This is a genomic window from Streptomyces sp. CA-278952, assembly GCF_028747205.1.
GTDB lineage: Bacteria > Actinomycetota > Actinomycetes > Streptomycetales > Streptomycetaceae > Streptomyces.
Window position 1 is genome coordinate 1,840,830 of the sequence record NZ_CP112880.1, and the last position, 24,768, is coordinate 1,865,597.

21 protein-coding genes are annotated in these 24,768 nt (G+C 70.9%); 11 read left to right on the top strand and 10 right to left on the bottom strand.

The window, feature by feature from the left end; genetic code table 11:
* Positions 1 to 200: 200 nt before the first annotated feature.
* The 7 genes from N7925_RS07905 to eccB all read right to left on the bottom strand — a co-directional run bounded on the left by N7925_RS07905 (position 201) and on the right by eccB (position 7,359).
* Positions 201 to 497, bottom strand: a complete 297-nt coding sequence (locus tag N7925_RS07905; protein WP_018960649.1) for a WXG100 family type VII secretion target — start codon at positions 495 to 497, stop codon at positions 201 to 203.
* Between the two features lie 36 nt (positions 498 to 533).
* The gene (locus N7925_RS07910) at positions 534 to 887 is read right to left on the bottom strand and encodes a WXG100 family type VII secretion target (protein ID WP_265598987.1); all 354 of its coding nucleotides are present in this window, start codon (positions 885 to 887) and stop codon (positions 534 to 536) included.
* 72 nt (positions 888 to 959) lie between these two features.
* Positions 960 to 2,204 carry a S8 family serine peptidase gene (locus tag N7925_RS07915; protein WP_274343461.1) on the bottom strand — a complete coding sequence of 415 codons (1,245 nt, stop codon included), beginning with the start codon at positions 2,202 to 2,204 and terminating at the stop codon, positions 960 to 962.
* A 28-nt stretch (positions 2,205 to 2,232) separates the two neighbouring features.
* The gene (locus tag N7925_RS07920) at positions 2,233 to 3,903 is read right to left on the bottom strand and encodes a WXG100 family type VII secretion target (protein WP_274343462.1); all 1,671 of its coding nucleotides are present in this window, start codon (positions 3,901 to 3,903) and stop codon (positions 2,233 to 2,235) included.
* Positions 3,900 to 4,382, bottom strand: coding sequence for a hypothetical protein (locus N7925_RS07925; RefSeq protein ID WP_274343463.1), 483 nt, complete (start codon positions 4,380 to 4,382; stop codon positions 3,900 to 3,902). Before N7925_RS07925 ends, N7925_RS07920 begins: the two co-directional genes overlap by 4 nt.
* A 168-nt stretch (positions 4,383 to 4,550) precedes the next feature.
* Entirely contained in the window at positions 4,551 to 5,813 is a 1,263-nt protein-coding gene (gene mycP, locus N7925_RS07930; RefSeq protein ID WP_265598991.1) for a type VII secretion-associated serine protease mycosin, read from the bottom strand.
* A gap of 13 nt (positions 5,814 to 5,826) precedes the next feature.
* Positions 5,827 to 7,359 (bottom strand): type VII secretion protein EccB, encoded by a 1,533-nt coding sequence (gene eccB / locus N7925_RS07935; RefSeq protein ID WP_265598992.1) that lies wholly within the window; start codon positions 7,357 to 7,359, stop codon positions 5,827 to 5,829.
* Positions 7,360 to 7,542: 183 nt separating this feature from the next.
* On the opposite strand from eccB, the gene eccE reads away from it, so the two are divergent.
* The 9 genes from eccE to N7925_RS07980 all read left to right on the top strand — a co-directional run bounded on the left by eccE (position 7,543) and on the right by N7925_RS07980 (position 19,784).
* Positions 7,543 to 8,898: a type VII secretion protein EccE gene (gene eccE / locus N7925_RS07940; protein ID WP_274343464.1), complete on the top strand. Its 1,356-nt coding sequence runs from the start codon at positions 7,543 to 7,545 to the stop codon at positions 8,896 to 8,898.
* Positions 8,895 to 9,605, top strand: coding sequence for a hypothetical protein (locus tag N7925_RS07945; protein ID WP_215102984.1), 711 nt, complete (start codon positions 8,895 to 8,897; stop codon positions 9,603 to 9,605). Before eccE ends, N7925_RS07945 begins: the two co-directional genes overlap by 4 nt.
* Positions 9,606 to 9,691: 86 nt before the next feature.
* A complete protein-coding gene (locus N7925_RS07950; protein WP_265598994.1) occupies positions 9,692 to 9,925 on the top strand; it encodes a DUF397 domain-containing protein in 234 nt (77 codons plus the stop codon).
* 410 nt (positions 9,926 to 10,335) lie between these two features.
* Positions 10,336 to 13,512, top strand: coding sequence for an SCO5717 family growth-regulating ATPase (locus N7925_RS07955; protein WP_274343465.1), 3,177 nt, complete (start codon positions 10,336 to 10,338; stop codon positions 13,510 to 13,512).
* Positions 13,513 to 13,730: 218 nt separating this feature from the next.
* The gene (locus N7925_RS07960; RefSeq protein ID WP_274343466.1) at positions 13,731 to 15,608 is read left to right on the top strand and encodes an ABC transporter substrate-binding protein; all 1,878 of its coding nucleotides are present in this window, start codon (positions 13,731 to 13,733) and stop codon (positions 15,606 to 15,608) included.
* 3 nt (positions 15,609 to 15,611) lie between these two features.
* Positions 15,612 to 16,700, top strand: a complete 1,089-nt coding sequence (locus N7925_RS07965; RefSeq protein ID WP_274343467.1) for an ABC transporter permease — start codon at positions 15,612 to 15,614, stop codon at positions 16,698 to 16,700.
* A gap of 8 nt (positions 16,701 to 16,708) precedes the next feature.
* Positions 16,709 to 17,671: an ABC transporter permease gene (locus tag N7925_RS07970; RefSeq protein ID WP_443032340.1), complete on the top strand. Its 963-nt coding sequence runs from the start codon at positions 16,709 to 16,711 to the stop codon at positions 17,669 to 17,671.
* Positions 17,617 to 18,735 (top strand): ABC transporter ATP-binding protein, encoded by a 1,119-nt coding sequence (locus N7925_RS07975; protein WP_443032127.1) that lies wholly within the window; start codon positions 17,617 to 17,619, stop codon positions 18,733 to 18,735. Before N7925_RS07970 ends, N7925_RS07975 begins: the two co-directional genes overlap by 55 nt.
* Complete coding sequence (locus tag N7925_RS07980; protein WP_274343470.1) at positions 18,732 to 19,784, top strand: oligopeptide/dipeptide ABC transporter ATP-binding protein; 1,053 nt, start codon at positions 18,732 to 18,734, stop codon at positions 19,782 to 19,784. The genes N7925_RS07975 and N7925_RS07980 overlap by 4 nt, the downstream gene beginning before the upstream one ends.
* Positions 19,785 to 19,796: 12 nt before the next feature.
* Here N7925_RS07980 and N7925_RS07985 read toward each other — a convergent pair whose 3' ends face one another.
* Positions 19,797 to 20,354, bottom strand: coding sequence for a dihydrofolate reductase family protein (locus N7925_RS07985; RefSeq protein ID WP_265599001.1), 558 nt, complete (start codon positions 20,352 to 20,354; stop codon positions 19,797 to 19,799).
* A 198-nt stretch (positions 20,355 to 20,552) separates the two neighbouring features.
* Between N7925_RS07985 and N7925_RS07990 the strand changes: the two genes are divergently transcribed.
* Together N7925_RS07990 and N7925_RS07995 are read left to right on the top strand one after the other, a co-directional pair.
* Positions 20,553 to 21,191, top strand: a complete 639-nt coding sequence (locus N7925_RS07990; RefSeq protein WP_265599002.1) for an ArsR/SmtB family transcription factor — start codon at positions 20,553 to 20,555, stop codon at positions 21,189 to 21,191.
* Positions 21,188 to 22,534 (top strand): MFS transporter, encoded by a 1,347-nt coding sequence (locus tag N7925_RS07995; protein WP_274343471.1) that lies wholly within the window; start codon positions 21,188 to 21,190, stop codon positions 22,532 to 22,534. Before N7925_RS07990 ends, N7925_RS07995 begins: the two co-directional genes overlap by 4 nt.
* Here the strand turns inward: N7925_RS07995 and N7925_RS08000 are convergent, their stop codons facing one another.
* The gene (locus N7925_RS08000; RefSeq protein WP_274343472.1) at positions 22,535 to 23,662 is read right to left on the bottom strand and encodes an XdhC family protein; all 1,128 of its coding nucleotides are present in this window, start codon (positions 23,660 to 23,662) and stop codon (positions 22,535 to 22,537) included.
* Between the two features lie 109 nt (positions 23,663 to 23,771).
* Positions 23,772 to 24,728: a bifunctional riboflavin kinase/FAD synthetase gene (locus tag N7925_RS08005; protein WP_265599005.1), complete on the bottom strand. Its 957-nt coding sequence runs from the start codon at positions 24,726 to 24,728 to the stop codon at positions 23,772 to 23,774.
* Positions 24,729 to 24,768: the final 40 nt, after the last annotated feature.

The window sequence follows — 24,768 nt, forward strand, 5'->3', positions numbered from 1 at the left end:
GGAGGCACGGATGGTTCGTGGCGGGGGCGGGAGGCACGGATGGTTCGTGCGTCCCGCCCCCGCCTCCGATCCGACGCTCTTGCGCAGGCCCGGCTCGGCTTCGGGGTACAGCTCAGGGTGGACACCTCCCGCGCGTGTCCACCCTGATGTGCTGTGCTGTGCTGCGTTTGTGGTGCTTTTGGTGCTGTGGTCGAACTTCGTCAGAAGTTCGCTGCCGCCCGCTTGTCACCGCTGCGGTAGATGGGCGACGCCTCGCTGACCTTCCTGGCGATGTCATCGAGGTTGCCGCGGATGGCGTCGGCGTCCGTCCTCCACCTGTCCTGGGCGGCGGTGTAGGCGCGCTTCGCCTCCCCCTCCCACACTTCCGAGACCTTCGCGATCATGGACTGGATCTCCTTGAGGTCCATGTCGAGCTGCTTGGCCTGCTTCCGGATCTCACCGGCCGCGAGATCCAGGCTCGCGTAAGTGACGACCGTCGTACCGTCGTTGTTTCCCATGCGGTCCTCCGCTGCTTTCGAGTTACGGGATAAGGGTCAGAAGCTGTTCAGGCTGGACGACTGTTCCTTCGCGCTGGTGTTGTGGCCGTCGACGACGTCCACCCCCGCGAGGGCCTGGCGAATCTCGTCCTCGTTGTCGCCCGAGATGGTACGGGCGGCCTTGATGGACTCCTGGAAGCGGACCAGCTGCTTGGCCAGGCTGACCATGCGGTTGTTGATCTCGGTCTGCTTCTGGTTGAAGTGGTTGGCGCCGATGCCCTTCCACTTGCCTTCGAGGTTGTCGATCGTCGCCTGGAGCTGCCGGAGCTGCCCCTTCACCGAGTCGAACTTGATGCTGAGGTCACCCTCCAGCTTCAGGAGCGCGGCATCTGAGACCTTCTGATCTGCCATGGTTCTCTTTCCTTTTCGGTTGGTTCTGCAAGGCCGGCATGGATCGCCGGCCGGTACATGCGGAACGTGCGGTCAAGCGGCCCTACGCCTGCGGACCACGGCGTAGGCCACTCCTCCGAGCACGACCACAGCTGCGGCCACTCCGAGGATCAGGCCCAACTGGCTTTCGTCCCCCGAGGACTTGGTTTCTTCCGCCGCTACCGGCTTGTCGCCCTCCGCGCCGTTCTTGGCGGGCTGCGGCGAGGCGGAGGTCGAGGCGTCGGGCTTCTTGGACGGGTCGGCGGGGCCGGTCGTCCTCTCCTTGGTGAGCGGGCTGATGTCCGGGTCACCGGGGTCGCCCTTGCCCTTGAGGACGTTCATCGAAGGGCGGATGAGACCGTGGCCGAGGTAGTTGCTGGTCTCGCCCTTCTTCCAGTCACGGCCAGCCGTGTCGAAGAGGACGTTGAGCACCTGGTTGGCGGTCCAGTCGGGGTGCAGGGACCAGACGAGGGCGGCGGAGGCGGAGGCGATGGCGGTGGCGGCGCTGGTGCCGCCGTCGCCGTCGCAGTAGCTCTTGAAGTTGTTGTCGCACCACCCGGGAACGTCGCTCCCGGGGGAGGCGATGTCTACCGCATCCGAGTGGCTCGAATAGTACGAGACTTTACCTTTACGGTCTGCTGAAGCCACACCCACTGCCTCGGTGTACGAGCCAGGATAGCTTCGGGTGTTTTCCCGATCTCCCTCGTTACCGACGGAAGCAAGGAATAGCTTTCCTTTGCTTTCCGCATATTCGACCGCTTCATGCTCCGAAATTTCGCGGCCCTCACTGCCGAAAGACATGCTGATGATTTGTGCATCACTGTCGGCCGCAGCTCTGATGGCATCCGCAGAGTCACTGAAGATCGTGGAACGCTTCTTCATCAAATCGGCGTCACTCATACGAATAGGGATAATCTTGGCTCCCGGGGCAAGTCCCTTCAGACCTCCCTCCTCGCCCGTCCCTGCGATCAGCTCAGCCATCGTCGTACCGTGACCGCGGTAATCATCGGTTTCGTCACCCGGTGCCCCAGTTACGTCGACCCCCTTGAGAACCTGCCCACGCAGCGACGGCGTTGACGAGTTCACGCCGGTGTCGATGACAGCGACTTTGATGCCTTCGCCGGTCGTGACCTTCCACATTTCCTCAGCCTGCATCGCGCTGAGGTACCACTGCTTCGACTGTGTGTCGGCTGCGGCAGGCTGCGCCGCACCGACGAACACCACACTGCACGAAGCGGCCACAGCCAGCGCGCCGAGCACACGTACACGCCTCTGAGCTCGGCCCATTCCTGCTGTCATCCCGGCTTCCGTACCTTCCCTGGGGCTGCTACTCGACCACCGGCGGCACGGCCCCGCGCCGCCCGGCATTCCACGTCTCTTCGTCTTCCGTCAGGTAGTCGGGACGGGTCGAACCGTTGTCATCGTCCTCACGGCCGGATTTCTGCCGACCGGCAGGACCACGTACGAGCCCTGCCCCACCAGATGTGAACCCCTTGGCATTCGAGCCGGTGCCGGCGGCGTTGCGGGGAGCACCCACGACTCCGTTCGCGCCCGAAGCCTGACCGGGTCGACCGCCGGGGCGGGAAGTGGCAGCTGCTGCTCCGCGCCCTCCGATCACTCCTCGCTGGCCGGAAGCCCCGGCAGCGGCTCTGCCCTGAGGCGCGTTCTGGGGGGTTCCGCCGACAATGCCGGTTCTGCCTCCCCCGCTAGGGCCGCCGCCGACTGTGGACGGACCGCCTTGGCCGGTGACCGGTCGTCCGCCCATCGCGGTAGGACGGCCGGTGATCGGCGACTGTGGGCCAACCGGCGGACGGCCGGTGGACGATCCTCCACCGCCCGTGGCGCTGGGGCGTCCGACCGGGGGCCCGCCACCAGTCCCCTTGGCTACGGGGCCTCCCCCTGTGGACTGCGCCTTGCCCACGCCCAGGCCTGTCTGGTTCGCCATCCGCTGCGTCAGAGGCCCTGCCGTACGCGACGGGTTTCCCTGCGTGGTGTTCATGAAGGCGGGCGGCACTGCAATCGGCGGCATCCCGGTCGGACCCGTCGTGGGCGTGGGAGACGGTAGTGGAGGCGTGGCGGTGACCGTCATAGGGGCCTGTGGAGGCGCGACACTGTTGATCTCTGTGGCGGTGCTTCTGTCCGGCAGGGGCGCGGAGCCGAGAACCTCACCCTGTGGCTGGTTGACTGCGCCTACTGGAGCAGGGTCACCTGCGGTCGAGCGTACCGAAGCGTTCGGCGCTGCGGGTCTGTCGAGTGTTGCGGCACTCCCGGAAGAAGCACCAGAGACGGGAGAGGGCCTGCCATCATCATGTGGTCTCGGCATCCGAATACTGAGGCTCTTCTCAAACCGCGGCGGCTCCTGCCCCGCCAGCACCTCCTCCGAAACCGAGTAGTACGACGCCAACCGATTGACCTGGTTGATCGCCTCCTGGCGGTTCTTCTCCACCTCAAGCGCGGCCGCGTACTGCGGGTTGGTCTCCGTCCGGGCCGGGAACAGGATGTCCTTCACGTCCGTCTGGATCATCCGGCGGTCGCGCGGCGGCATGGCGCTCTTCACGGACGCCAGGCCGGTGCCCGCGACCGTGATCTGGGTGCCGGCCGCGTCCGCGAAGTCGCCCAGCTTCTCGGCGTGGGCGACCAGGCCCGTGCCGAAGGCCCGGAAAGCCGTGCCGGACTGGCCCTCCCAGTCGACTCCCTTGAGGTGGTCCTTCAGCTCCTTCGCCGCACGCCGGATGGCGTCCCTGGCCTTCCAGAGGGCCTCGCCGGCGCTCTCCAGGTGTTCCGGGTTGGAGTTCTCCACCATGTCGATGAGGGCGTTGAGCTGGTGTCCCTCGAAAGAGGTACGGCCCCCGGTGCGGGGGTTGCCGAAGCCGAAGGACTCCATGACCCGGCCGGCCGTCTCGGTCATGTCCGTGACGACGATCTGGGTCTGGACCCGTCCCTCGTCCTGCTTCGACTGCTCGGCAGGCGTCAGGTTCTGCTGCTTCTCGTCGCTCATTCCGCTGCCCACCCGGCGTCCGACTGATTTTCTTTGTCTGCCTGCTCAGGCTTCGCCTGCTCGGACTTGGCGTGCTTCTCGCGCTCCGCGTCCATCCGGTTCTGGATCTCGTAGAACCGCCGCCTGATGTCGTCCTCGACGTTGTCGAAGCCAACGGCCGCCGCGTGCACGCCCAGGCTCAGGTACTCGATCTGGTCGCCGAGCGACTTGGAGAGCGAGACGAGGGAGGAGTGGACCCGGTTGTACTGGGTGTAGAGGCCGTCCGCCTCGGCGAAGCGTGCGTTCGGGCCGCTCAGTGAGGCCCGCGAGACCTTCTGGTCGGCGACCTTCGTCTTGCTGGCCGCCGAGCCCTCGAAGTCCGCCAGCAGGGCGTCTACACGACTCTTGAACTTCTCCAGCGCACCCACTCCGCGCCTGAGGTCACCTGTACCGCCACCGCCACCTGGATCGGTCACAATGCCGTCCTCCCCGTTCCGCATCCCCGTTTGCTCGGATCGTCCCGCGTTGCTATCGCACTGACGCGGTCCGATCCGATCTCATCCCGACGACTCTAGTCACTGCGTACGACAGCGCCAATCGACTTGCGAGTCACGTGTCTTGTCTCATGGCCGACTCTTCACTGTTCTTCACCGTTCCCGTCGTTATGCCTAGCCCGCCAAGCGCCCCGCGCGTCTCCGCGTGTCCCGTACCGCCACGGCCGTACCCGCGATGGCCGCCACCAGGACGCCGCCGCCGACCATGACGTACGTCGCCAGGCGCGCGTTCCGCTCGTCGGCCGTTTCGCCCAGGTGGAGTTCGGCGGGGGTGGGGGCTTTGCCCTTGCTCATCCCTTCGCTCGCGACCGGGCGGTCGATCGGCTTGTCGTCCTCGGTGAGGGCGCGCACCGGGTCGATCACGCCCCAGCCGACGAGGATGTCGTGGCCCGCGACCGAGCGTTCCGCCGTCTGCTGCATCTGCGCGACGATCTGCTCCTGCGTCCAGTCGGGGTGCTTCGCCTTGATCAGGGCGGCGACTCCCGCGACGTACGGGGCGGAGAAGCTGGTTCCGTTGTCGGCGCAGTGTCCGCCGCCGGGGACCGTGGAGACCATGTCCACCCCGGGGGCGGCGATGCCGACGAAGTCGCCGGACTGTGAGAAGGCCGCCCTCTCGTTGTTCCGGTCCGAGGAGGCGACGGCGAGGACGCCCTCGAAGGACGCCGGGTACGTCTCCTTGACGTTGCCGCCGAGCCCGTCGTTGCCGGCCGAGGCGACGACCACGACGTCCCGGGCGAGAGCGTTGTCCACGGCCTGCCGCAGTCGCGCGGACGGCTTCACGGCGTCGGCGGTGTCCTGCGAGATGTTGATGATGTCCGCGTCCGCCTCGTTGACGGCGTACTGGATCGCTCGGGCGAGGCTGTCGGCCGTTCCGTGGCCCTCGGCGTCGTTCTGCTGGATCGGGATGATCGTCGCGTCGGGGGCGAGGCCGCTGAAGCCGGTGCCCTTCGCCTGGCGCGCGGCGATGATGCCGGCGACTTTGGTGCCGTGGCCCACGGTGTCCGTGGTGCCGTTCTCCTTGCCGCGTTCGATCTTCGTTCCGTCGTCGTTCTTGAGGTTCTTCGGCAGGAAGTTGCGGCCCGCCCCGGTGTCCACGGCCGGCTTGAGCTGCTTGTTCCTGACGTCGACTCCGGTGTCGATGACCGCTACGCGTACGCCCTTGCCGGTGGACTGCTTCCACACCTCGTCCAACAGGACGCGCTGCAACGCCCAGGGCCGGCCCGGGTAGTTCTTCGAGGGGAACGTGCACTGGGTCGAGTCGTCCGCGGCCGCCGGGAGCGCCGGCAGGGTGACGACGAGGACGGCCGCCGCCGCCGTGGCGATGAGCAGGCGGCGGGCCGGGCCGTGGTGGTCGTGGTCGTGGTCGTGGATCGCCATGTCTGTGCCCCGCTCACGAACCCTGCGGCTGGCTGGCCGCGCCGGTGGAGAGCCGGGGGCCGGTCGGCAGGAGGGCGGACCAGACCGCCGGTACGGGGTGGGGGTCCACGCCCTTGTAGCCCAGCCGGTTCTGCGCCTGCTGCGCCTCCTCCTGCTGGGACTCCCGCTCCTTCTTCGAGCCGGATGCGCCGATGCCGGAGTCGCCCTGGCCGCTGTCGCTGTTGGACTGCATCGCGTAGCGCAGGCCCGTGTCGGTGACCAGGAACAGGAAGCCTGCGCTGGTCGAGGAGCCCTTGAACTGGCGGAAGAACTCGCCCGATCCCGGCGTGACGTAGGCGCTGCTGGAGCCGGTGGGGAGCGTCGCGGGGAAGCTCGTACCCACCCAGGTGCTCAGCGTGGTGGCGCCGCTGTCCGCGTCGACGCCGCGCAGTACGTTGCACACGGTGTTCCGGCTGCCCTTCCTGACTTCAGGGGAGTTGACGGGCTCGGGCTTGCTGACCGGCCAGTCCTTCTTCTGGTTGAAGGGGGCGCCCGGTTCGATGTCGCCGGCGCTGACCGGCTCGGCGTTGCCCGCCTGCTTGAGATCCACCAGTTGCCGGCTGCTGAGCAGGAGCTTGGCGGTGAAGTCCGATACGGGCGCGACCCTGCCCGGCAGGACGACGTAACTCTGGGTCCCGGTTCCCGCTGGGGCTGTCAGGACCATGCCGACCCGGTTCGTCCGGTCGTCGAGCGTGCCGGGGGCACCCGCGGGGGCCCCCGGGGTGCCGTCCACGGTCGGGAAGGTGATGGGGGCCCCGATGTGGAGCGTGGCCAGCCAGGCGGCCGAGACCCGCTGGGGTTCGGTGCCCTGGTCGACCAGGGTGCGCAGGAGTAGTTCGTCCTTCTGGACGGGGTAGGCCTTGCCTGCGGCGTCCACGATGTAGCGGGTCCGATCCGGTCCCGGCCCCTCGACGTACATCAGCTGACCGCCGCGCAGGGCGTTCTTGCCCCCGGTCTTCTTCTCCTCGCGCTCGGCGAAGATGAAGGTCGCCTTCTGGATGGCCCTGCCGCCCTCGCCGGGCCGTTCGCAGACCGCCCAGCGCTTGGCCGCCCCCGCTTCCTTGGCGTCGGGCAGCCGGTCGGGGGCGTACGGGATGCCGAGCGTCGCACCGTGCGGAATCTTGCCGCTGTCCAGGACCGACTCGTTGACGTTGACGACGGTGCCCTTGTCCGGGGCGAGCAGGAGCTTGGCCGAGGCCATGTTCAGGACGGGGTGCAACTGCTTCTTGCCGTCGGTCTCCAGCACCACGTACCGGGTGGTGGATTTGCTGGCGATGATGACGTGTTCCTTGGCGACGTTCCACTTCTGGGGGGCCACCGGCTTGAACATGCCCCAGGCGCCGAAAACGGCGAGAACCACGACGGCGACGATGGCCCCGGGAAGTACCGCGCGCAGCGGTTTGGGGGCGCCTTCCTCGGAACCGGTGGGGTTGGGTTGCAGGAACTGTGCGATCAACCTCCGCTTCGCAAAGGTATAGGCGTTGAGCTCATCCCGCCGTGATGCCATGTGTCCGCTGACCCTTCTCCCCAGTGATCGAACAGGGTCCCACACGCACCGTCGGCCCCCGCTGCCGTATCGCGCCCCTACTATGCCTGCTGGGGTTCCGCCCCCTGTGCTCAGGTAGGGTGACGAGCCGATCAACACCCGTGTAAAAAGCGGTGAATACGGACACGAGGGGGCAACGCGGCGATGGGTGCAGCTACGCGCGAGCGTACCGGGCGGGCCGGCCGTCGAACCTCCGGGACTTCCCGGAGGCAACGTAGCAACGAGTCGCCCGCGACGCCTCCCGCCCGGCCCTCCGGCACCCCCGGTCCGAACGCCCCCGCCGCGACGACGCTGCGTTCGATCTCGCGGACCGACCGGGTGCGCCCCGTGCTGCGGCAGCTGGTGATCGTCGAGGTGGGTCTCGTGATCGCCGCCGTGGGTGCGGCGCTCGGTGGCGCCTGGCTGATCCCGTCGCTCGTGGTGCTCTGTCTGCTGGTCGCTCTCGCGGTGGTACGCCGGCGGGGCCGTGCGCTCCAGGACTGGGTGTCGAGCGCCCTCGGGCTCCGGGAGCGGCGCCGGTCCGCGGCCACGCCGCCCTCGGACGCGGAGCCGATGCTGGCGCCGGTCGCGGAGAACGTGCCCGGTTTTGGCCCGCAGGTGTATGTGGACCGGGCTCACCGGACGGTCGGCATGCTCGGCGACGGCACGTTCCTGACGGCCGTGGTGCGGGTGGAGGCGAGCGGCGAGTCGCTGAGGCCCGCGTTCGGCGCCCGGTCGCTCCCGCTGTCGCTGCTGGGCGACGCCCTTCAGGTCGACGACATCGTGCTGGAGTCGGCGCAGTTGGTGCAGCAGGTGCGGTGCGCACCGGCCCCTCATCTGCCGCAGCAGTCGGTGGCCCGGCTCAGTTACGCGCCGTTGCAGGACCAGACCGGGGCGCCCGCCCTGCGGATGACGTGGGTGGCGGTGAAGCTGGATCCCGAGCTGTGCCGTGAGGCCATCGAGGCGCGCGGCGGCGGGCTGGAGGGTGCGCAGCGCTGCCTGGTCCGGGTGGCGGACCATGTGGCGAGCCGGGTCACGGGCGCCGGTTTCCGGGCCGCGGTGCTTGACCAGGACGAGCTGAACTCCGCGGTGGCCACCTCCGCGTGCGCCAATCCCATCCTCTCGGGGCGGGCGGGCCGGCCGGACGCCGCTCCGCAGCGGCGCACGATGGAGACGTCCCGGGTCTGGCGGTGCGACGACCGCTGGCACACCACGTACGCGGTGGACCGCTGGCCCGAGCTGGGCCGGGGTGCGACGCCGCTGCCGCAGTTGGTCGCCCTGCTGACCTCGGTGCCGGCGTACGCGACGACGTTCAGCCTGACGGTGCGCCGCGGGGTGCACCAGGGCTCGACGAGCGTGGCCGGGCATGTGCGGGTCACCGGCGGTTCGGACACCGAACTGATCGGTGTCCGAAGGACGTTGGAGCAGGCAGCCCGGCACGCCAAGGTGGGGCTGGCACGACTGGACCGCGAGCAGTTGCCGGGCGTCCTGGCCACGCTCCCGCTGGGAGGCGCACAGTGAGCAACCGGACCGAGCCCCGGCGCGGGCTGCGCGGCCCCCGTCATGCGGGTCACACCGTGGCCGCGGACCACCTGGGGGCGTTGTCCCTGCCGGTCGGCGACGACGGCGTGATCATCGGCAACGACGCGAACAACAAGCCGCAGCTGATCGGCTTCCACCGTCCGGTGCCGTACGACGTCACGCTGATCGGCGGGTTGTGGACGGCACAGGTCCTGGCGCTCCGGGCGGCGGGCACCGGTGCCCGGGTGGCGGTCGAGACCGGTCGCGTCCAGGCCTGGACCACGCTCGCCCAGGCGGCGGGCGCCGGGCTGGAGTGTGTCTCCCTGTACGACGTGGGCCGTGTGCCCCCGACGGGAGCGACCGTGGGCAGCCCCGTGGTCGTCGTACGGGACTGCGGCATGCGACCGCCGCGCGGCCGGGTGGTGTCCTCCCCGTGGCAGTCCGTGCTGACGCTGCTTCCCTATCTGAGCCCTGTCGCACCGCGGTTGATGCGGTCGTCCGCGCTGGTGGGCATCCAGCGGGTCTCGCCCGGCGAGGCCGAGCAGATCGGCCGGATTTTGGGGCTGGCGCGCGCCGAGTACGAGGCGCTGCCCACCCTGGCGGACGGTGTCACCCTCTGGGTGGCGGGGCGCGAACACCATTGGGTGATGACGAACGCGACGGACGCCGAGACCGGACTGCTGGGCACAGCTCGCCGGATGGACTGATTCCTGCACCGTTCTGCCCACGAACACCCCTCCCTCCGGGGAACATGGACCACGCACCGAATCCGTTCGATCGAAGGGACGCCGTCATGGGCACCCAGCAGGAAAAGGACGAGCTCTACGCTCTCGACATCTCGGATGTGACGTGGCTCAGCGCGCCCGGCACCGAGGAGGCGGAGGAGCGGGTCGAGATCGCTCATCTGCCGGGCGGCGCCGTCGCCATGCGCTCCTCGCTGGACCCGGGCACGGTCCTGCGGTACACGGAGGCGGAGTGGACGGCGTTCGTCCTGGGCGCTCGCGACGGTGAGTTCGACCTCACGTAGGTCCCCGCGCACAGGTCCCTCCCACAGGTCCGGCGTCGCACGCGGGTTCGCTCTCGCGCGGGTTCGGCCTCGCGGAGGCGCGGAGCGCCGCTCAGGGCAGGGTGGCCGCCGGAGTGAGCTTTCCCGTTTCACTCTGTAGGCGTATGACACGGATTGACCGTCTCGTCGCCCTCTTTCCTTCGCACGTCGTTCACCGGGGTGTGACACCTGGCCCGTGGGGCGGGGTTTGCCGTGCCCTCCGCCCTGCCTGAGTTCACCGGATGGCGATTAGGGTGGGTGGGGCACGGCAGAAGAAACCTGCGAGCAGGTGATGCGCGTCGCAAGGGGGAGAGCCGGGCGTACCGGCACATCGGGAACGGTCGCCCCCACCCACCACGGCACAAGGGTGCTCGACCACACCAGGAGGCAAAGTGAACGGCGATCGGGACGAGATCCGCGGCGGATGGGACATTCCCGTCGACGAGTCGTCCGACGCGGATCCCGCCGAGATGACGGGTGAGTTCACCATCGACTACACCCCTCCCGCCTGGTACACGCAGAACGCGGCGGGGGATGCGTCGGGAGGAGCGGACTCACACCTGGCGCCGCCTCCGCCTCCGGTCGGGGCGCCCCTCTCCTCGCCCGACCTGTCGGCGGCGCCGGGCGGCTTCGACCCCAATTGGGCGCCCGCCCCTCCGACGCCCGCCGACCCCGCAGCTCCGGTGGCCCCGGTCTCCCCCGCCGTACCGGAGACGCCGTACGCTCCCGCTCCGCACACGCAGGCTCCGCATGTTCCGGCTCCGCATGTTCCGGCTCCACACACGCAGGCGCAGGACGCTTCGGCTGCGGCTCCTGCGGCCGACAACGGGGATACCGGATCGTTCGGCGGCGGTGACGTGGAGAGCGGCTCGACGATGCGGTTCTCCCCGGCCGCGCTCCAGCGGGAGATCGCGGAGCGCGAGGCGGAGGCCGCTGCCGGATCCGCCGAGGGGACGGGTTCCGGGGCTGCCGCGGACGGCCCGTCCGGTGCCGGATCGACGACGGACGACGGGAAGCCCGACGCTCTCGCCTCCGCTTCGGGCCCCGAGGCCGCTTCCCCGTCCGTGACGTCCTCTACGTCATCTATGTCCCCTACGTCCTCTACCTCCTCCGAGTCGGCTGCCTCCTCCCTTCCTTCGCTTGCCGACACGGACTCCGAGGCCGCCTCCCGTACAAACGCGGGCTCCACGGATTCCGCGGACGGCGGCACGGCCGGAGCGAGCACCGACGAGGCCCCGGGCCCCGATGGCGTACCCGCGCCCGACGCCGGTACGAACGCCGGCGCGGGCGCGCAGGACGTCGTGTCGCCGCAGCACGCGGGTCCCCAGGACGTACCGCCTCCCGTCGCGGACGCCCCGCAGGCCGCCGCCGCGCCGGTGCCGTGGTCGCCGCCCGCCCAGGGGGGCGCGCTGCCGCCGCTGCCGCCCGCCTTCCAGCCGGCCGCTCCGGGGCCCTCCGCGCCGCAGCCCGCGGCGCAGTGGCCCGGTTCCGCCCCGGCGAACGAGGCGCCCGGCGGCTACGGCTTCCCGCAGACGGGACAGCCGCCGCAAGCACCTCAGGCACTTCAGCCCTCTCAGGCGCCCCAGGCTCCTCAGCAGCCGCACCAGCAACAGCCGTTCCCCGGTCAGCATGGTCAGCATGGTCAGCCCGGTCAGCACGGCCCCGGAGCACCGCTGCCGCCTCAGGCACACCCCCAGTCTCCCCAGGGCGCGGGCGGTTACGGCTTCCCTCCGCAGGGCGGGTACGGCTTCCCGCAGCCCGGCCACCCGGGTCAGCCGGGCCAAGCGCCCAACGCGCCGCAGCCCCACGCGCCCTTCCCGGCCCAGGGCACCCCCAACCTCCCGGCCCCCGTCGCCCCGCAGCAGCCGGAGGCATACGGACAGCAGCCCCGGGCCGCCCAGCCCCAGCCGCCTCAGCAGCCGCACCAGCCGCCGGTCGACCCGCGTACGGGCGGAGCCTGGCCCACCCCGGTCGCGCACGATCAGCGCGAGCGGTCGGTGCCCGGCGCCCCGCTCGGGTACACGGCGGCCGTCGAGCTCTCCTCCGACCGGCTGGTGCGGGGCAAGCAGAAGGCCAAGAGCAGCCGTAACCCCTCCGCCGCCTCCCGGTTCAAGCTGGGCGGCAAGAAGGAGGAGGCCGAGCGGCTGCGCAAGCTGGAGCTGATCCGCACCCCGGTGCTGTCCTGCTACCGGATCGCCGTCATCAGCCTCAAGGGCGGTGTCGGCAAGACCACCACGACGACCGCACTGGGTTCGACGCTGGCCACCGAGCGGCAGGACAAGATCCTCGCCATCGACGCCAACCCGGACGCGGGCACGCTGGGCCGACGGGTGCGCCGCGAGACCGGGGCGACCATCCGCGACCTGGTCCAGGCGATCCCGTACCTCAACTCGTACATGGACATCCGGCGGTTCACCTCGCAGGCGCCCTCCGGTCTGGAGATCATCGCCAACGACGTGGACCCGGCGGTCTCCACCACGTTCAACGACGAGGACTACCGGCGCGCGATCGAGGTGCTCGGCAAGCAGTACCCGATCATCCTCACCGACTCGGGCACCGGGCTGCTCTACAGCGCGATGCGCGGGGTGCTCGACCTCGCCGACCAGCTGATCATCATCTCGACGCCCTCGGTCGACGGCGCGTCCAGCGCGTCGACGACGCTGGACTGGCTTTCGGCGCACGGCTACGCCGACCTCGTGCAGCGTTCGCTGACCGTCATCTCCGGCGTCCGCGAGACCGGCAAGATGATCAAGGTGGACGACATCGTCCAGCACTTCGAGACGCGCTGCCGCGGAGTCGTCGTCGTGCCGTTCGACGAACACCTGGCGGCGGGCGCCGAGGTCGACCTCGACATGATGCGGCCCAAGACCCGTGAGGCGTACTTCCACCTCTCGGCGCTGGTGGCCGAGGACTTCGCGCGCGCCCAGCAGCAGCAGGGGCTGTGGACGGGGGACGGACAGAACCCGCCGCCGCAGTTCGCCCCGCCGATGCCCGGCCAGCAGGGCTACCCGGCACCGGGACAGCCCATGCCGGGACAGCAGGGCGCCCCCGGTCAGCACGCTCCCGGGCCGCAGATCCCCGGACAGCAGATCCCTGGCCAGCAGCCTTACGCACCGCAGCAGCCCGGCCCCGGCCAGCCCTACCCGCAGCAGCACCCCGGGCACCCCCTGCCGGGACAGCCGGGACAGCCGGGACAGCAAGGGCAGCCGGGGCAGCAGGCCGGGCAGGCGCAGCCCGGGCACCAGCAGCCGTACGCCCCGCAGCAGCCCTACGGTTACGGTGGACAGCCGCCGTACGGGGGATATCAGGCGGCCGGTCAGCCGGGTGGCCCCTACACCCCGCAGGGAGCGCCGGGCGGACCGCAGAACGGATGGGGCCAGGCACCTCCCCCGCAGGCCGGGCCGGGTGCGCCCGGGGCCGGTGCGCCGCAGCAGGCGCAGCCCGAGCAGCAGGGCGAGCAGCAGGGCGAGCACGCCAACCCGGCAGGCCAGCCCGAGTTGCAGGGTCCAGTGCCTCCCGCCGGCTGGCAGCAGACGCCTCCGCAACCGCCGGCGGCGCCTCGACAGTAGGGCAGAAGTGGTTTAGACCAATGGGGGTAAACGCGGGGCCGATGAAGGGCCCGCACCGCTCGCGCGGTGCGGGCCCTTCCGCTATTCCCGCAGCCCACACGCCGTTTGACTGACCGTTGACGAGCCTCGACCACCGCTGATAAACCTTCGCTTCACCAACTGGCGAACCAGAGATCTACCCGCCTTCTTCAGCGAGTGATGACGCGAGGTCCCCGTCCATGGTCACTAGAGTTCCCCACCACTCCACCCGGCCACGCCGACGCCTGCGCCTCCTGCTGGCCTCCGGCGTGGCCGCCCTGGCACTCACCGCCGGATCCGTCGTACCCGGAAACCTGCTCGCGCCCGCCCCCTCCGAAGCGCGCGCGGACGACGGGAAGACGACGCTCACGGTCGCCGTCGCGCAGAGCGTCGACTCGCTCAGCCCGTTCCTGGCGCAGCGGCTGCTCAGCACGAGCGTCCTGCGGCTGATGTACGACTTCCTCACCAACTACGACCCCAAGGACAACAAGGCGATCCCGGGCCTCGCGACCGCGTGGGAACCCTCCGCGGACAAGCTGACGTGGACGTACACGATCCGCTCGGACTCGAAGTGGTCCGACGGACAGCAGGCCACCGCCGAGGACGCGGCCTGGACCTTCAACAAGATGATGACGGACGAGGCCGCCGCGACCTCCAACGGCAGCTTCGTCGGCAACTTCGAGAAGGTGACCGCCCCCAGCAAGGACAAGCTGGTCATCACGTTGAAGGAGCCGCAGGCCACGATGGCCGCGCTCGATGTGCCGATCGTCCCGAAGCACCTCTGGGAGAAGGTCGGGGACTTCTCGAAGTTCAACAACGACAAGAAGTTCCCCATCGTGGGGAACGGTCCGTTCATCGTGACGGACTACAAGGTCGACAGCTACGTGAAGCTGAAGGCCAACAAGGACTTCTGGCGCGGGTCCCCCAAGTTCGACGAACTGGTCTTCCGCTACTACAAGGACCAGGACGCGGCGGTGGCCGCCCTGCGCAAGGGCGAGGTGTCCTTCGTCGCGGGCAGCCCCAGCCTGACCCCGGCCCAGTCCGCCTCGCTGGAGAGCGCCCCGGACATCAAGGTGAACGACGCCCCGGGCCGCCGCTTCTTCGCGCTCGCCGTCAACCCCGGCGCCCGCACCAAGGACGGACAGAAGTTCGGCGACGGGCACCCGGCGCTGCTGGACCAGAAGGTGCGGCACGCGCTGTTCATGGCGGTCGACCGCAAGACCATCATCGACAAGGTCTTCCAGGGCCACGCCGTCGAGGGCGAGGGCTACATCCCGCCGCGCTTCGGCGACTACTTCTGGAAGCCGTCGACGGACCAGAAGCTGGCCTACGACCCGGCGAAGGCCGCGGCCCTGCTGGACGAGGCCGGGTACAAGAAGAACGGCGCGGGCAAGCGCGTCGGCAAGGACGGCAGGCCGCTCGACTTCCGCATCCTCTGCCACGCCACCGACCCCAACGACAAGGCGATCGGCAAGTACCTCCAGGAGTGGTGGGGCGAGCAGGGCATCGGGCTGAAGGTCGACTGCCTCGACAACGTTTCCGACCCCTGGTACGCCGGTGAGTACGACCTCGCCTTCGACGGCTGGTCCGTCAACCCCGACCCCGACTTCGTCCTGTCGATCCACACCTGCGACGCGCTGCCGACGAGGGCGAAGGAGACGGCCTCGACCGACAACTTCATCTGCGACAAGCAGTACGACGAGCTCTACAAGAAGCAACTGGCCGAGTACGACCCCGCCAAGCGGGCGGATCTGGTCAAGCAACTGGAGTCGCGGCTGTACGACACCGGGTACATGAACGTCATGGCGTACCCGAATGCCGTCGAGGCCTACCGCACCGACCACATCGAGTCCATCACCACCATGCCGTCGGCCGCGGGCAACATCTACGGTCAGGACGGCTACTGGAGCTGGTGGTCGGCGGTCCCGGCCGCCGGGGCCTCCTCGTCCGGTTCCTCCGACTCCGGTGGCTCCTCCACCGGGGTGCTCATCGGGGTCGGGATCGCCGTCGTCGTCCTCGCCGGTGGCGGACTCCTGTTCGCCATGCGTCGCCGCTCCACCGCGGAAGACCGTGAATAGTCCATGAGCTCAGAAAGCACTCCCGCCCTGCTGAAGGGCGCGGGCGTGGAGAGCACCGCATCCGGCGGCCCGGCTCCGGCCGGGCCGTCGGCCCGCTCCCCGCGCTCCCGCTCCACCGCCGCCTACGCCCGCTACGCGGCGGGCAAGCTCGCCGGGGCGGCCGTCTCCCTCTTCGCCGTCCTCGTCACCAGCTTCTTCCTCTTCCGGCTGATCCCCGGCGACCCGGTCAAGCAGATGACCGGCGGCCGTCAGGTGTCGACCGAGCAGATCGCGGCGATGCGCCGTGAGTTCGGCCTCGACCTGCCGCTGTGGGAGCAGTTCACGCAGTACTGCGGCAAGGCGCTGACCGGCGACTTCGGTACGTCGTACCAGTTCCGCGCCCCGGTCGTCGACAAGATCGCCGAGGCGCTGCCCGCCACCCTGCTGCTGACCGGCACCGCCTTCGTGATCTACACGCTGCTCGGGATCTGGCTGGGCGCGCGCTCCGCCTGGCGCAACGGGAGCACCGGGGACCGTGCCAACACCGCGTTCGCGCTCACCCTGTACTCGGTGCCCTCGTTCTGGCTCGGCCTGCTCCTCATCATCACCCTGTCGGTGGGCATCGGCCCGATCCCCGGGCTCTTCCCGACCGGCGGTATGGAGTCCGGCGACACGGAGGGCTTCGACCGGGTGCTGGACATCGCCCACCACATGGTGCTGCCCGTCATCACGCTCGTCGCCGTGGAGTACGCGCGCACCCTGCTGGTGATGCGCTCCTCGCTGCTGGACGAGATGGGCAGCGACTATCTGACCACCGCCCGCGCCAAGGGGCTGCGCGACGACCTCGTCCGCCGCAGGCACGCCGTGCCGAACGCGATGCTGCCGACCGTGACGCTGCTCTTCGTGAACCTCGGCACGACGGTCGCCGGGGCGATCCTGGTGGAGACGGTGTTCTCCTGGCCGGGGCTCGGCGGCCTGTTCTACCAGGCGCTGAGCGTGCCCGACCTGCCGTTGGTGCAGTCACTGTTCTTCGTGTTCGCCGCCGCGGTGATCCTGATGAACACGCTGGCCGACGTGATCTATCCGCTGCTCGATCCCCGGGTGGGCCGATGACGACGTCGATGCAGAAGCCCGAGCCGCTGGAGCCGGAGGCCCCGAAGCCCTCCGGGCAGCCGGAGAAGGCGGTCCCGTTGCCGGGCCCGCGCGCCCTCACCCGGGCCCGGAGGCGACAGGCGGTGCTCCGCTTCTGGCGGCAGTACCGCACCCACCGCGCCGGTCTCGTCGGACTCGCCGTGCTCGCGGTGATCGCCCTGCTCGCGCTGACCGCCCCGCTGCTGGTGGGAGCCGACTCGCAGAGCGTGACCAACGCCCCGGGCGGCCCGATGGAGGCACCGAGCGGTGAATTCCCGCTCGGGACCGACCAGTTCGGCCGCAGCCTGCTGGCCCTGATGCTCTGGGGCACCCGGGTCTCGCTGACGGTCGGCCTGCTCGCCGCCTTCCTGTCCGTGGCGATCGGCACGCTCATCGGGATCACCGCGGGCCACTTCAAGGGCTGGTACGCCACCGTCATCATGCGGGTCACCGACTGGTTCCTGGTGATGCCGACCCTGGTGCTGGCCATCGCCCTGGCGACCGTCCTGTCCCGGTCGGTGTGGACGACGATCCTGGCGATCGGCGTGACGACCTGGCCGACGACCGCACGCCTGGTCCGCGCCCAGACGCTGTCCGTCGAGTCCCGCCCGTACATCGAACGCTCCCGGGCGCTCGGCGGCGGACACCGCCACATCATGTCCCGTCACGTCCTGCCCAATGTGATGCCGCTGGTGCTGGCCCAGACCACGCTCGTGATCTCCACCGCCATCCTCACCGAGGCGACCCTCGCCTTCCTCGGGCTCAGCGATCCCACGATCGTCTCCTGGGGCGGCCTGCTCCAGGACGCCCGCGAGGCCGGCGCGGTCAGCTCCGGCAACTGGTGGTACCTCGCTCCGCCCGGACTCGCCATCGCCGTGGTCGCCCTCGCCTTCACCCTGTGCGGCCGCGCCATCGAGTCCGTGCTCAACCCCAAGCTGGGGGTGTCCCGTTGACCGCCACGACCACGACCACCACGCCGGACCCGGACCCGGCCGGCTCCCCCGACCCGACGAGCCCCACCGGCGATCCGCCGCTCCTGGAGGTGCGGAACCTGACCGTCACCTACGGGGGCGGGGCCGACGCCGTCCCCGCCGTACGGGGGGTCGATCTGCGGGTCGAGGCCGGGCAGAAGCTCGGCATTGCCGGGGAGTCCGGCTGCGGCAAGTCGACGCTGGCCCTCGCGCTGCTGCGGCTGCTGCCCGCGACGGCCACGCTGACCGGCGAGATCCTCCTCGACGGCGAGGATGTCCTGACCATGAAGTGGGGGCGGCTGCGGGCCGTCCGCTGGGCGGGCGCGTCGATCGTCTTCCAGGGCGCGATGCACTCGCTGAACGCCGTGCACCGGGTCGGGGACCAGATCGCCGAGCCGATCCTGCTCCACAGCAGGGCCACCCCCGCCGCCGCCCGCAGACGGGCCGGTGAGCTGCTGGAGCAGGTGGGGCTGCCCGCCGCCCGGGCCCAGGCCTATCCGCACGAGCTGTCGGGCGGGCAGCGGCAGCGCGTGATGATCGCCATGGCGCTGGCCTGCGATCCGCGGCTGATCGTCGCGGACGAGCCGACCACCGCCCTCGACGTGATGATCCAGGCGCAGATCCTGCGGCTGATCGAGGCGCTCGTGGCGGACCAGGGCGTCGGGCTCATCATGATCAGCCACGACCTCGCGGTGCTCGCCGACACCTGTGACCGGCTCTCGGTGATGTACGCGGGCCGGGTCGTCGAGGAGGGCCCCGCCCGGCAGGTGTACGCGGACGCCCGCCACCCGTACGGCAAGGCGCTCTCCGCCGCGTTCCCGAGGATCGGGGACCTCTCCTCCCGGCACGCCCCGCGCGGCCTGCCGGGAGACCCGCCGGACCCCTCGGCGCTGCCGGGCGGCTGCACCTTCCATCCGCGCTGCCCGGTGGCGCTCGACTCCTGCGCCACCGAGGACCAGGAGCTGCGGGAGGCCGGGGCCGGGCGCCGGGCCGCCTGCGTACGGGTGGACGCGCCCGCCGCCGACGACGCGAGGAGCACGACATGAGCACCACCCCTCCGGCCGGCGCCACGCCCCCCGTACCCGCCGCTCCCCTGCTCAGCGCCGAGACGCTGAAGGTCGCCTTCCCCGGCCGGCGCGGGGCCGCCACCGCCCGCGCCGTCGACGGCGTCGACCTCGACATCCGGCCCGGCGAGATCGTCGCGCTGGTGGGCGAGTCCGGCTGCGGCAAGACGACGCTCGCCCGTTCCCTGCTCGGCCTGGTCCCGCCCACCTCGGGCCGGGTCACCTTCGGCGGCGCACCGCTCGACTACACGGGCCGGGCGCTCAAGGCGTACCGAAAACGGGTGCAGTTGGTCCTCCAGGACCCCAGCGGCTCGCTCAACCCCCGGCACACGGTGTACGACGCGGTGGCCGAGGGGCTGCGCATCCACGGGTACGCGGGCGACGAGCGGGCGGCCGTCTCGGAAGCCCTCTCCCGGGCCGGGCTGCGACCGCCGGAGCGGTTCTTCCTGCGCTTCCCGCACGAGCTGTCGGGCGGTCAGCGCCAGCGCGTGGTGATCGCCGGGGCCCTGGTGCTGGAGCCGGAGCTGATCGTGGCCGATGAGCCGGTGGCGTCGCTGGACGCGTCGGTACGGGGCGAGATCCTGGCGCTGCTGCTGCGCCTGCGGGACGAGCTGGGGCTCTCGGCGCTGGTGGTCACCCACGACCTGGGGCTCGCCTGGAACATCGCGGACCGGGTGGCGGTGATGTATCTGGGCCGGATCGTCGAGACGGGCCCGGTCGAGCAGCTGCTGACGGCCCCCCGGCATCCGTACACGCGGGCCCTGTTGTCCGTGCTCCCGGAGGCGGAGGGCGAACCGGTCGTGCTGGCCGGGGAGCCGCCGGACCCCTCGAAGGTGCCCGGCGGCTGCCGGTTCCACGTCCGCTGCCAGGTCCTGGCCTCGGGCGAGGCGGAGCGGGCGGGCGTGGCGGAGGCGTGCCGCACGGTGGATCTCCCGGTGCTGGACGGCGGTGGGGACACCCAGGTGGCGTGCCACTGGGCGGCGGCGCGCGGCGGGGAGGACCGGGGCGGGCCCGCCGGGACGCCCGCCTGAGGCAGGTGCTGTTCAGCGGGTCCGGTAGCGGGCGTAGATCAGTCCACTGGCGAAGGCGCGCTCCTCGACCAGTTCGAGGTCGAGGCGCACGCCGTCGGGGAAGAACCGCTTGCCGCCGCCGACCACGCTCGTGGTGATGAAGAGGTGGTACTCGTCCACCAGGCCGGCCGCGATGGCCTGGGCGGCGAGGTTCGGGCCGTCGACGGTGAGGTCCTGCTCGGCCTCGGCCTTGAGCCGGCGCACCGCGTCCGGGTCGAAGGTCCGCTCGATCCTGGTCCTCGCGCCGGCCACCTCGTCGAGCGTCGTGGAGTACACGACCTTCTCCGCGGCCTGCCAGTCACGGGCGTACTGGAGGATGTGCGGCGGCTGACCGGGCTCGGTGTGCGCGGTCTCCCAGTAGACCATCGTCTCGTACATCCGCCGGCCGTAGAGGTACGTGCCGACGGGGCGGAAGAGGTCGCCGACGAAGGTGTGCACCTCCGGGTCCTCGGCCCCGGTCCCCAGGCCGCCCTCCGCCGCCTCGGCGTAGCCGTCGAGCGAGGTGATCATGGAATAGATGAGCTTGGCCACGGTGTCTCCTTCGGGTGCGAACGCTTGCCTGCCGACGGTCCACAGGTGTTGTCCCGAGGTCCCACAGGTGTTGACCCCCGGCCGGCCCGGAACTCATCGGCCGGACAGCCCGGGAGATAGACCGCAAAGAGTTCTTCGCGAACAAGTTTTTGCGAAGAACTCTTCGCGAAGAACTCTTCGCAGTTTAGGCTGTGCCGTATGACAACAGATGACGCGTCGGACCGGTCGGACGCCCCGGCCGCCGGAGAGGGATCGGTCGTCCTGGACGCCAAGGGGCTGCGTGCTCTGGCGCATCCGGTGCGCGTGCAGTTGGTCGGGCTGCTGGGGAAGCACGGCCCGTCCACAGCCACCCGCCTCGCGGAGCGGCTGGGGGTGAACTCCGGGACGGCCAGCTACCACCTGCGTCAGCTCGGCGCGGCCGGCTTCGTCGAGGAGGACACGGAGCGCGGCAACGCACGCGAGCGGTGGTGGCGTCCGGTGCACCGGACGATCTGGTTCAGCGATCCGGAGCTGACCGAGCAGGAGCCCGAGGCCGCACTCGCCTATCAGCAGTCCGTCGCCGCCCTCCACACCCTGCGCACCCAGCAGACCCTGAACGGGCTGCAGACGATGGACCGCGTCTGGCGGAACGCCTTCGACCTGAGCGACTGGGCCCTTCGGCTCACGCCCGAGGAAACCACCGCCCTGTACGAGGAGTTGGCGGAGGTCGTCACGCGCTACCGGCGGGACACCCCCGAGGCCGCGGCAAACGCCCCCGAGGGCGCCGAGCGGGTCGGCGTCATCACCCATATCCTGCCCGAGCCGGACGCCCCCGCGCCGGGAACGGAGCCGCAGTGACCACGGCCGCTCCCGGCGGCGTCGGCGGAGCATCCGCGAAACGGTCCTTACGCCCGCTGGCCGGGGTGCTGGCGGCCATCGCCGTGTCCGTGACCGGCACGCGGATCTCGCTGGTGGCACTGCCCTGGTTCGTGCTCGTCACCACGGGCAGCGCCACCATGACCGGGCTGGTCGCCTTCTGCGAGATGGCGCCCTACGTGGTGGTCAAGGCGTTCACCGGCCCTCTGGTGGATCGGACCGGGCCGCGGGCCATCTCCTGGACCACGGACCTCGCGAGCGCGGCCGCCGCCGCGGCGATCCCGCTGCTCCACAGCCTGGACCTGCTGTCCTTCCCCGTCCTGCTGGGCCTGGTCGCGGTGATCGGCGCGGCACGTGGCCCGGGCGACCTGGCCAAGGAAGTCATGGTCCCGGAGGCCGCCGAGCGCTGCGGTACGACTCTGGTGCGGGCCACCGGCCTGTCCGGCGTGATCGAACGGCTCGCCTCCACGATCGGTCCGGCGGCGGGCGGCGCCCTGGTGGCCCTGCTCGGCCCCATGACGGGCCTGGTCGTCAACGCGGGCTGCTTCGCCCTCGGTTCGGTGCTCGTCGCCGTCGCGCTGCCTCGCGGTATGGGGCGTCCGGTCGTGGACCCCTCGGCACCGGCCGGCGGAGAGGAGGCGGGCTACTGGCGCCGGTTCGGCGAGGGCTTCACCTTCCTCCGGCACGAGCCGCTGCTGCTCGCCGTGATCGTCATGGTCGGGATCACCAACCTGCTGGACGCGGCGATGACCACCCTGTTGGTTCCCGTCTGGGCGGGGGAATCCGGAAACGGCCCGGCGGCGATCGGCCTGATCGGCAGTGTGATGGGGGCGGCCGCGGTGGGCGGGAGTCTCATCGCCGCGATGGCCGCGCACCGGCTCCGCCGCAGGTTGGTCGTCCTCGGCGGATTCCTGCTGGCCGGGGCGCCGAGATTCCTGGTGCTCGCCGCCGACGCCCCCTTGGGCGCGGTCCTGGCCGTCTTCGCCGTCAGCGGGTTCGGTGCCGGGTTCATCAACCCCGTGCTGGGGGCCGTCCTCGTGGAACGGGTGCCGCGCCGGATGCTGGGCCGGGTCAACGCGCTCGGTGACGCACTGTCCTGGTCCGGAATCCCGCTGGGTGGGCTGCTCGCCGGCGCGGCGGTGTCCGCGGTCGGACTGACTCCGGTGCTCCTCGCCTGCGGGGCCGCGTACTTCCTCACCACGAATCTGACGGGGCTGCGGCCGGAATGGCGCGCGATGGACCGTCCTCGCGAGGGCGAGGGCGAGGGCGTCCTGGCGCCGCAGGCGGAGAAGGGCACCGAGCGAGGCGGTGCGACGGTGCCCTGACTATCCCTGGGCGGCCGGCCCGCCGTGGTGGATCGCCCCCGTCAGTTCGCCGAGCGGACGGCCCGTGCCGCCCCAGCGGTGCTGGATGATCTCGGCGGCGATCGAGACCGCCGTCTCCTCCGGCGTACGGGCTCCGAGGTCGAGGCCCACGGGTGAGGCGAGGCGCGCGAGGTGGGTCTCGTCCACCCCGGCCGCGCGCAGGCGGGTCAGCCGGTCGTGGTGGGTGCGGCGGCTGCCCATCACCCCGATGTACGCGGCGGGCGTGCGCAGGGCCGCGACGAGCAGGGGCACGTCGAATTTGGGGTCGTGGGTGAGCACGCAGATCGCGGTGCGGGCGTCGACCTCGGTGGACTCGAGGTAGGTGTGCGGCCAGGCGCGGACGACCTCGTCCGCCGTGGGGAAGCGCTCCCGGGTGGCGAAGGCGGGGCGGGCGTCGCAGACGGTGACCCGGTAGCCGAGGAACGAGCCGATGCGGGCGGTGGCCGCCGCGTGGTCGATCGCGCCGAAGACGAGCATGCGGGGCGGCGGGGCGTACGTACGGACGAAGACGGCGACCTCCTGCATCCGGCGCTGCCCCCGGGCCCCGTACCACTGGATCGCGGTGTGGCTCTGAGCCAGCAGGCCCCGGGCGTCGTCGGTGACGGCGGCGTCCAGCCCTTCGGAACCGAGAGTGCCGGGGCTGCCGGGGGCGTCGGCGGGCCGGACGACCAGGCGGGCCCCGGTCTCCGCCGCGCCGGACAGGACCGTGGCCTCGGCGACCGGCCGATCGGCGGCGATCAGGTCCAGCACGGCCGCGAGATCCTCGCGTTCGGCGGCGGTCGCGTAGGCGCGCACCAGGATGTCGATCGTGCCGCCGCAGGTCAGGCCGGTACCGAACGCCTCGTCGTCGCTGATCCCGTACGACACCACGCGCGGCCCGGCCCCGGCGAGCACTTCGCGGGCGACCTCGTACACATCGCTTTCGACACAGCCTCCGGAGACGCTGCCGACCACCGTCCCCGCCGCGTCGACGGCCAGCACGGCACCGGGGTCGCGAGGCGCGCTGCCGTGCACGGCGACAACGGTCGCCAGGGCGAAGGGGATGCCGTCGGCGCACCGGGCACGGAGGGCGGGCAGGATGTCGCGCACCCTGTCAGCATCCGTCGCCCGCGGACGGACCGCACGGTGAGGGTGGGGCCTGTCGTCACATTCCCGTCGTCGCCCGGCAGACGGGAATGTGACGACAGGCGCCCCGACGTCAGTGGGTGAGGTCGTAGGCGGCGGTCAGCTCGCCGGCGCGCTTCACATCGGCGGCCATGGCGACCAGGAGGTCGTCGATCGAGTCGAACTTCAGCATGCCCCGGACGTAGGCGAGGAAGTCGACGGCCACGTGCAGCCCGTACAGGTCCAGGTCGACACGGCCGATGGCGTACGCCTCGACGGTCCGCTCCGTGCCGTCGAACTGCGGGTTCGTGCCGACCGAGATCGCGGCGGGCATCGACTCCCCGTCCACCTCCAGCCAGCCGGCGTAGACGCCGTCGGCCGGGATCGCGGTGTGCGGGAGGGTCTCGACGTTGGCCGTCGGGAAGCCCAGCTCCCGGCCGCGCTGCGCGCCGCGCACCACGATGCCCTCGACCCGGTGCGGGCGGCCGAGGATCTCGGCGGCCCCGGCGACGTCGCCCTCGGCGATCAGCCGCCGGGTCAGCGTGGAGGAGAACGGCTGCCCGCCGCCCGCCTCGCCCGTGACGTACAGGTCGATGACCTCGACGGTGTAGTCGTAGGTGGCGCCCAGCTCGGTCAGGAGTGCGACGTTCCCCGCGGCCTTGTGGCCGAAGCGGAAGTTGGGGCCCTCGATGACGGCCTTGGCGTGCAGCCGGTCGACGAGGACCTTCGCGATGAAGTCGGCGGGCGACAGCTGGGAGAACTCGGCGGTGAACGGCAGGATCAGCAGGGCGTCCACGCCCAGCTCGGCCATCAGCTCGGCGCGACGGTGGTGCGGGGCGAGCAGCGGCGGGTGGCTGCCGGGGCGGACGACCTCGCTGGGGTGCGGGTCGAAGGTGACGACGACCGACGGGACGCCCAGCTCACGGGCGCGCTCGACGGCCCGGCCGATGATCAGCTGGTGTCCGCGGTGCACGCCGTCGTAGGAGCCGATGGTGACGACGCTGCGCCCCCAGTCCTGGGGGATGTCCTCCAAGCCACGCCAGCGCTGCACTGTGACCGCTCCTCGCCCGAACCTGTGTACGTGTGTATGT

Coding starts and splice junctions, on each gene's coding strand:
- N7925_RS07905 (WP_018960649.1), bottom strand. CDS start 497: ATGGGAAACAACGACGGTACGACGGTCGTCACTTACGCGAGCCTGGAT.
- N7925_RS07910 (WP_265598987.1), bottom strand. CDS start 887: ATGGCAGATCAGAAGGTCTCAGATGCCGCGCTCCTGAAGCTGGAGGGT.
- N7925_RS07915 (WP_274343461.1), bottom strand. CDS start 2,204: ATGACAGCAGGAATGGGCCGAGCTCAGAGGCGTGTACGTGTGCTCGGC.
- N7925_RS07920 (WP_274343462.1), bottom strand. CDS start 3,903: ATGAGCGACGAGAAGCAGCAGAACCTGACGCCTGCCGAGCAGTCGAAG.
- N7925_RS07925 (WP_274343463.1), bottom strand. CDS start 4,382: ATGCGGAACGGGGAGGACGGCATTGTGACCGATCCAGGTGGCGGTGGC.
- mycP (WP_265598991.1), bottom strand. CDS start 5,813: ATGGCGATCCACGACCACGACCACGACCACCACGGCCCGGCCCGCCGC.
- eccB (WP_265598992.1), bottom strand. CDS start 7,359: ATGGCATCACGGCGGGATGAGCTCAACGCCTATACCTTTGCGAAGCGG.
- eccE (WP_274343464.1), top strand. CDS start 7,543: ATGGGTGCAGCTACGCGCGAGCGTACCGGGCGGGCCGGCCGTCGAACC.
- N7925_RS07950 (WP_265598994.1), top strand. CDS start 9,692: ATGGGCACCCAGCAGGAAAAGGACGAGCTCTACGCTCTCGACATCTCG.
- N7925_RS07960 (WP_274343466.1), top strand. CDS start 13,731: ATGGTCACTAGAGTTCCCCACCACTCCACCCGGCCACGCCGACGCCTG.
- N7925_RS07965 (WP_274343467.1), top strand. CDS start 15,612: ATGAGCTCAGAAAGCACTCCCGCCCTGCTGAAGGGCGCGGGCGTGGAG.
- N7925_RS07970 (WP_443032340.1), top strand. CDS start 16,709: ATGCAGAAGCCCGAGCCGCTGGAGCCGGAGGCCCCGAAGCCCTCCGGG.
- N7925_RS07980 (WP_274343470.1), top strand. CDS start 18,732: ATGAGCACCACCCCTCCGGCCGGCGCCACGCCCCCCGTACCCGCCGCT.
- N7925_RS07990 (WP_265599002.1), top strand. CDS start 20,553: ATGACAACAGATGACGCGTCGGACCGGTCGGACGCCCCGGCCGCCGGA.